The organism is Actinotalea ferrariae CF5-4 (assembly GCF_000603945.1).
GTDB classification, from domain to species: Bacteria; Actinomycetota; Actinomycetes; order Actinomycetales; family Cellulomonadaceae; genus Actinotalea; species Actinotalea ferrariae.
The window spans coordinates 1-7,171 of record NZ_AXCW01000219.1 but is presented as its reverse complement, the minus strand read 5'-3'; the positions used below and the strand labels follow the sequence as shown (position 1 = coordinate 7,171).

Below are 7,171 nucleotides of genomic sequence, written 5' to 3'. Positions count from 1 at the left end.
CCCAGGCCACGCCGACGACGCCCCGCGAGCCCGCCCGGGACGCGAGCACCGCGCCGGTGGCCTCCGCCCAGCCCGCGACGGCCCCCTACGCCGAGCAGCCGTCGTCGCGCCTCGAGCACCGCGACGTCCCCGAGCCCGCCGTCGAGCGGCTCCGCGGGCCTGCCGCCCGCGTCGTGCAGAACATGGAGGCCAGCCTCGCGGTCCCGACCGCGACGTCGGTCCGAGCGGTACCGGCCAAGCTGATGGTCGACAACCGGATCGTCATCAACAACCACCTGTCCCGCACGCGCGGCGGCAAGGTCTCCTTCACGCACCTCATCGGCTATGCCGTGGTCGAGGCCCTCGCCGAGATGCCGGAGATGAACGCCGGCTACACGCTCGTCGACGACAAGCCCGCTGTGGTCCAGCCGGGTGCGGTGAACCTCGGCCTCGCCATCGACCTGGCGAAGCCGGACGGCTCCCGACAGCTGCTCGTGCCGAGCATCAAGGGCGCGGACCGGATGGACTTCGGTCAGTTCGTCGCCGCGTACGAGGACGTCGTGCGCCGCGCCCGTGGCGGCAAGCTCACCACCGACGACTTCGCCGGGACCACCCTCACGCTGACCAACCCGGGGACCATCGGGACCGTGCACTCGGTGCCGCGCCTCATGGCCGGCCAGGGCGCGATCGTCGGCGTCGGCGCGATGGACTACCCGGCCGAGTTCCAGGGTGCCTCGGACGAGCAGCTCGCGCGGCTGGGCGTCTCGAAGGTCCTGACCCTCACCTCGACCTACGACCACCGCATCATCCAGGGCGCGCAGTCCGGGGACTTCCTGCGGGTCGTCGCCGCGAAGCTGCTCGGTGAGGGCGGCTTCTACGACCGCGTCTTCGCGGCCGTCCGCGTGCCCTACGAGCCGGTGCGCTGGGTCCGCGACAACACGGTGGACGCGGACACCGAGGCCGCCAAGCCGGCCCGGATCGCCGAGCTCATCCACGCCTACCGGTCCCGCGGGCACCTCATGGCGGAGACCGACCCGCTGGCGTACCGGCAGCGCCGCCACCCCGACCTCGACATCCAGAACCACGGGCTCACGCTGTGGGACCTGGACCGCGTGTTCCCCACCGCCGGCTTCACCGGCAAGCCGAAGGCCACCCTGCGGGAGATCCTCGGGCTCCTGCGCGACTCGTACTGCCGGACGATCGGCATCGAGTACATGCACCTGCAGGACCCGCGCCAGCGCCGCTGGCTCCAGGAGCGGCTCGAGGCGGGCTACGCCCGGACGCCCCGCGAGGACCAGCTGCGCATCCTGCGCCGGCTCAACGCGGCGGAGGCCTTCGAGACGTTCCTCCAGACGAAGTTCGTCGGCCAGAAGCGGTTCTCCCTCGAGGGCGGCGAGTCCCTCATCCCGCTGCTGGACGGCGTGCTGTCCCGCGCGGCGGAGAGCGGTCTGGACGAGGTCTGCATCGGGATGTCGCACCGCGGGCGCCTCAACGTGCTCGCCAACATCGCCGGCAAGAGCTACGGCCAGATCTTCGCCGAGTTCGAGGGCAACCAGGACCCGAAGAGCGTCCAGGGCTCGGGTGACGTGAAGTACCACCTCGGCACCGAGGGGACGTTCACCGCGGAGACCGGCGCGACCACGGGCGTCTACCTCGCCGCCAACCCCTCGCACCTCGAGGCGGTCGACCCGGTCCTGGAGGGCGTCGTCCGGGCCAAGCAGGACCGGATCGACCTGGGCGGGGACGGCTTCTCCGTCCTGCCGGTGCTCATCCACGGCGACGCGGCCTTCGCCGGGCAGGGCGTCGTCGTCGAGACGCTCAACCTCGCCCAGCTCCGGGGGTACCGCACCGGCGGCACCGTGCACGTCATCGTCAACAACCAGGTCGGGTTCACCACCGGCCCGTCGTCGTCGCGGTCGACGTACTACACGACCGACGTCGCCAAGGGGCTCCAGGTCCCCGTCTTCCACGTCAACGGGGACGACCCGGAGGCGTGCGTGCGGGTGGCGGAGCTCGCGTTCGAGTTCCGCGAGGAGTTCGCCCGCGACGTGATCATCGACATGGTCTGCTACCGCCGTCGTGGTCACAACGAGGGCGACGACCCGTCGATGACGCAGCCGCTCATGTACAACCTCATCGAGGCCAAGCGCTCGGTCCGCAAGCTGTACACGGAGGCGCTGGTCAGCCGCGGCGACATCACGGTCGACGAGGCGGCGCAGGCGCTCCAGGACTACCAGTCGCAGCTGGAGCGCGTCTTCACCGAGACGCGCGAGAGCGGCGTCACGCCGCCCGCCAGCGCCGAGCCGGTCGCCGGGCTGGAGAAGCCCGAGTCCCAGCTCGAGGACGCCGGGACCATGGTCGGCTGGCGGACGGCCGTGGACCCGGAGGTCCTGCACCGCATCGGCCGCGCCCACGTCCGCCCGCCCCAGGGCTTCAGCGTCCACCCCAAGCTCGAGCAGCTCCTCGCCAAGCGCGAGCAGATGTCGCGCGAGGGCGGGATCGACTGGGGCTACGGCGAGCTCCTCGCGTTCGGCTCCCTGCTCCTGGAGGGCACCCCCGTGCGCCTGGCCGGCCAGGACTCCCGGCGCGGGACGTTCGTGCAGCGGCACGCCGTCCTGCACGACCGGCGGACGGGCGCGGAGTGGACCCCGCTGCTGTACCTGGCCAGCGACCAGGCCAAGTTCTGGGTGTACGACTCCTCGCTGTCGGAGTTCGCCGCCCTCGGCTTCGAGTACGGCTACTCGGTCGAGCGTCCCGACGCCCTCGTGCTCTGGGAGGCCCAGTTCGGCGACTTCGTCAACGGCGCCCAGACGATCATCGACGAGTTCATCTCGTCCTCCGAGCAGAAGTGGGGACAGCGCTCGTCCGTCGTCCTGCTCCTGCCGCACGGGTTCGAGGGGCAGGGGCCCGACCACTCCTCCGCGCGCGTCGAGCGGTTCCTCCAGCTCTGCGCGGAGGACAACATGACCGTCGCGATGCCGACCACGCCCGCGTCGTACTTCCACCTCCTGCGCCGGCAGGCGTACGACCGGCCGCGCCGCCCCCTCGTGGTGGCCACGCCCAAGTCGATGCTCCGGCTCAAGGCCGCGGCCTCGGGTGTGGAGGACTTCACCTCGGGGACCTTCCGCACGGTGATCCCCGAGACCTACCTGGACGCCGAGCGCCACGGGTCGGTCGACCGCGTCGTCCTCAGCGCCGGGAAGGTCTTCTACGACCTCCTGGCCGAGCGGGTCAAGCGCGGCGACGACCGCACGGCGCTGGTCCGCCTCGAGCAGCTGTACCCGCTGGACGAGGACGCCCTGCACGCGGCGCTCGCGCCGTTCGGCGACGCCCAGGTCGTGTGGGCGCAGGAGGAGCCGGCGAACCAGGGCGGGTGGAGCCACCTGGCCCCGCGGCTGCGCGAGGTGCTGGGCAAGGACGTGACCCTGGTGTCCCGCCCCGCCTCGGCCTCCCCCGCCGCCGGGTCGGCCAAGACGCACGCCCGCGAGCAGGTCGCCCTCGTCGAGGCCGCGTTCGACCGATGACCACCGCGGGCCGGGGGCGGGCGCCCAGCGCGCCGCCGTCGGTCCGTCGTGCGTCTGCGCCAGACTGGCCGCACGACCGACAGGAGGAACGGTGACGGATCGCGCGCTGCGCATCTGCGTCGTGGGCGACGAGCTCGTCGCCGGCTACGGAGACCCCAAGGCCCTCGGGTGGGTCGGCCGTGTCGCCGCCCGCACCCCGGCGGACCCTCCTGCCCTCGTCATGCCCCTCGCCGTCCCGGGCGAGACCACGACGGCGCTCAGCGCCCGCTGGGAGGCCGAGACGGCGACCCGCCTGGGCCAGGACCCGGCCGTGGAGGCCCGGCTCGTCGTGGGGCTGAGCCACGCGGACCTGGCCGGCGGCATCTCCCTGGCCCGCAGCAGGCTCAACCTGGCGAACGTGCTCGACGTCGCGGAGCAGCGCCGGATCCACACGTTCGTGGTCGGGCCTCCCCCGTCGACGCGCGAGGACGACGAGCGCCAGGCCGAGCTGTCCGCGGCCTTCGGGGACGTCGCACGGCGCCGCCAGGTGCCCTACGTCGACACGTTCACCCCGCTCGTGCACCACGAGCAGTGGCTCACGGACCTCGCCGGCGGTGACGGGCGCACGCCTGGTCAGGCGGGGTACGGCCTCATGGCCTGGCTCGTCCTGCACGGCGGCTGGCACCGCTGGCTCGGCCTGCCCGACGACGACGCCTGAGCCCCGCCGACCGCACCCCCGGGCCGCAGCCCGCCGGCGTCAGTGGACGACGCCCGCCCCGCGCAGCTGGACGGTGAGGTCCTGGGGCTTGGTGGAGACGGTGAGCGCGTCCTCGTAGGTGATGACGCCGTCGCGGACCAGCTGGAACAGGTGCTGGTCGAACGTCTGCATCTTGTAGAACTCGCCGTCGGCGATGAGGTCCTCGATCGGCGGGTTGTCGTACGGCTCCTGGATCGCCTCGGCGGTCCGGCCCGTGTTGACCATGACCTCGACGACCGCGGCGCGGCCCTGGCCGTCCGCCCGCCGCACGAGGCGCTGGGAGACGATGCCGCGCAGGGCCTGGGCCAGCGCGTGCCGGATCTGCTTCTGCTCGTACGGCTGGAAGAAGTCGACGATGCGGTTGATCGTCTCCTGGGCGTCGATGGTGTGCAGCGTCGACATGACGAGGTGGCCGGTCTCCGCGGCGGACAGCGCCGCCCGGACCGTCTCCACGTCGCGCATCTCCCCGACGAGGATGACGTCCGGGTCCTGCCGCATCGCGGCGCGCAGCGCGACCGTGAAGTCGGCGGTGTCGTGGTGCACCTCGCGCTGGGAGATCATCGCCTTCTTGTCGGCGTGCAGGATCTCGATCGGGTCCTCGATCGTGACGATGTTGACCTCGCGGAACGTGTTGATGAGGTCGACCATCGACGCCAGCGTCGTCGTCTTGCCCGAGCCGGTCGGCCCCGTGACGAGCACGAGACCCCGGGGCTCCAGCGCCAGCTCACCGACGACCTCGGGCAGCGCGAGCTCCGCGAGCGTCTGTGCGGAGTGCGAGACGCGGCGGAAGACCATGCCGACGGTGCCGCGTGCCTGGTAGGCGTTGACGCGGAACCGTCCGACCCCGGAGAGCGAGTAGGCGAAGTCCGCCTCGTGCGACTCCCTGAAGCCGTCGTGCAGGTCCGCCGGCAGCACCTCCTCGAGCATGCGCTCCGTGTCCGCAGGCGTGAGGGAGGGGACCTGGAGGCGACGCAGCCGGCCGTCGACCCGCAGCCGGGGCGGCGAGCCCACCTTGCAGTGCAGGTCGGAGGCGTTGGACCCCCCGAGCGCGTGGAGGAGAGGGACGACGGACTGCGGTGCGGTGCTCACGCCCTTCTATCGGCCGCCGCAGGGCCCGACCTGAGGCATCGGGGCGATGCGCGCTGGATGCAGCGGGTGTGGGACGATGACCGCTCGTGTGCCCGGCCCGCCGGGAGCAAGGTCCCACCCCACGAGGAGTCACCATGAGCAAGCGCGGACGCAAGCGCCGGTCCCGCAAGGGCAGCGCCGCGAACCACGGCAACCGACCCAACGCGTGAGACGAGGGCGGCCGGTCCGGACGGGCCCGCCGCCCTCTCTCGTCCTTCCTAGAGCTCGCCCACCTGGGTGCGCAGGACCGTCAGCTGCTGCCGGATGCGCACGTGGAGCTCGGACGGCGCGGCCTCCGTGCAGGAGCGCCGGATGAGCTTCTTCAGGTGGTCCTCGACGTCGTACTCGGCCAGGCACGGCTCGCAGTCCGCGAGGTGCTGCCGGATGCGGTCGCCGTTGGACTCGGCGACCTCCTCGTCGAGGAACTCGAACAGCCGGGACAGCGCCTCGGCGCAGTCCACCGGGGCGTCCCCGCCGGAGGTCCCGGCGGCGGGCGGCACGTGCTCCTGGCTCACCGGCCCCCACCCTCCGTGCTGGCCGGGACGAGCCCGCGCTCACGCGCGTAGTCGGTGAGCAGCTCGCGCAGCTGCCGCCGGCCGCGGTGCAGGCGGGACATCACCGTCCCGATCGGCGTCCCCATGATCTCGGCGATCTCCTTGTACGCGAAGCCCTCGACGTCCGCGAGGTACACCGCGATGCGGAACTCCTCGCCGATGGACTGCAGAGCCTCCTTGACGTCGGAGTCCGGGAGGTTGTCCAGCGCCTCGGCCTCGGCCGAGCGCAGCCCGGCCGAGGTGTGCGACGCCGCCCGGTGGATCTGCCAGTCCTCGATCTCGTCGGACCCGGACTGCAGCGGCTCCCGCTGCTTCTTGCGGTAGCTGTTGATGAACGTGTTCGTGAGGATCCGGTACAGCCAGGCCTTCAGGTTCGTGCCCGGTCGGTACTGGTGGAAGGCGGCGAAGGCCTTCGCGACGGTCTCCTGGACCAGGTCCTCGGCGTCGGTCGGGTTGCGCGTCATCCGCAGCGCGGCCGAGTAGAGCTGGTCGACGTACACCAGCGCCTCGGCCTCGAACCGCTGGGCGCGCGCGCCGTCGTCCTCCTCGGCCGGAGCCCGGTGCGTGTCCTCGCTCATCGACACCGAGCCTAGCCGCCCGGGAAGGGCGGCGGGGGCGGCGGGGCCGACGGCCGGCGCCGACCGGCGGGGCGGGCCCGCTGTCGGGGTCAGGGGTCCCCGGGAGCGGACGGGACGCGGCGGGGCCGTCAGGCTCGGCGACCACCGGTCGCCCAGGGAAGGGGCGTGTCGGACCGGTGCGCGGACGCCGACGACGCCTGTCGACGGCGCGGTCCCCACGGCCGCCGTGCAGGTGGCAGTCATGCCAGTTCGAACACCGGCCGAAGGGCGGGGCATTCCCGGCCGCCCGGGGCCCTGCACATCCGGCGGGCGTGGGGCAGCGGGAGCGGCTAGCGTGATCAGCGCACGTCCGTCGCGGAGAAGGAGACGTCCATGCTGGTCCGGCGTATCGCTCGCCCCCTGCTCGCCACCGCGTTCGTCGCCGACGGCGTCGACGCCGTCCGGCGCCCGGAGGCGCACGTGGACCGCGCCGAGGAGGCGTACGGCCGGCTCGCGGAGCGCGTCGACCTGCCGACGGTGGACCGGCGTCGGATGACGACGGCGGTGCGTGTGCACGGTGCAGCCGTCACCGCGGCCGGTGTCGCGCTGGCCGTGGGTCGCGCACCGCGCAGCGCCGCGCTCGCCCTGGCCGTCCTGACCGCACCCGTGGCCCTCGCCCACGCCCCCTGGCCC

6 protein-coding genes and 1 pseudogene are annotated in these 7,171 nt (G+C 72.9%); 4 read left to right on the top strand and 3 right to left on the bottom strand.

Annotation, left to right across the window (positions count from 1 at the left end; all coding sequences use genetic code 11):
• On the top strand, positions 1-3,503 hold a 3,503-nt coding region (locus N866_RS14825; RefSeq protein ID WP_034227730.1), incomplete at its 5' end, for a multifunctional oxoglutarate decarboxylase/oxoglutarate dehydrogenase thiamine pyrophosphate-binding subunit/dihydrolipoyllysine-residue succinyltransferase subunit.
• A gap of 91 nt (positions 3,504-3,594) precedes the next feature.
• On the top strand, positions 3,595-4,200 hold the full coding sequence (locus N866_RS14820) for a GDSL-type esterase/lipase family protein (RefSeq protein WP_034227727.1): 606 nt from the start codon (positions 3,595-3,597) through the stop codon (positions 4,198-4,200).
• 39 nt (positions 4,201-4,239) lie between these two features.
• Here N866_RS14820 and N866_RS14815 read toward each other — a convergent pair whose 3' ends face one another.
• A complete protein-coding gene (locus tag N866_RS14815; protein ID WP_034227724.1) occupies positions 4,240-5,328 on the bottom strand; it encodes a type IV pilus twitching motility protein PilT in 1,089 nt (362 codons plus the stop codon).
• A gap of 134 nt (positions 5,329-5,462) precedes the next feature.
• Between N866_RS14815 and N866_RS22800 the strand changes: the two genes are divergently transcribed.
• Positions 5,463-5,537, top strand: coding sequence for a 50S ribosomal protein bL37 (locus N866_RS22800; protein ID WP_155859599.1), 75 nt, complete (start codon positions 5,463-5,465; stop codon positions 5,535-5,537).
• A 48-nt stretch (positions 5,538-5,585) separates the two neighbouring features.
• On the opposite strand, the gene rsrA is transcribed toward N866_RS22800, so the two are convergent.
• On the bottom strand, positions 5,586-5,882 hold the full coding sequence (gene rsrA / locus N866_RS14810; RefSeq protein WP_245612611.1) for a mycothiol system anti-sigma-R factor: 297 nt from the start codon (positions 5,880-5,882) through the stop codon (positions 5,586-5,588).
• A complete protein-coding gene (locus N866_RS14805) occupies positions 5,879-6,592 on the bottom strand; it encodes a sigma-70 family RNA polymerase sigma factor (protein ID WP_281173260.1) in 714 nt (237 codons plus the stop codon). The genes rsrA and N866_RS14805 overlap by 4 nt, the downstream gene beginning before the upstream one ends.
• Positions 6,593-6,871: 279 nt before the next feature.
• On the opposite strand from N866_RS14805, the pseudogene N866_RS14800 reads away from it, so the two are divergent.
• Positions 6,872-7,171 (top strand): annotated as a pseudogene (locus tag N866_RS14800) (DoxX family membrane protein); the annotation flags it as partial.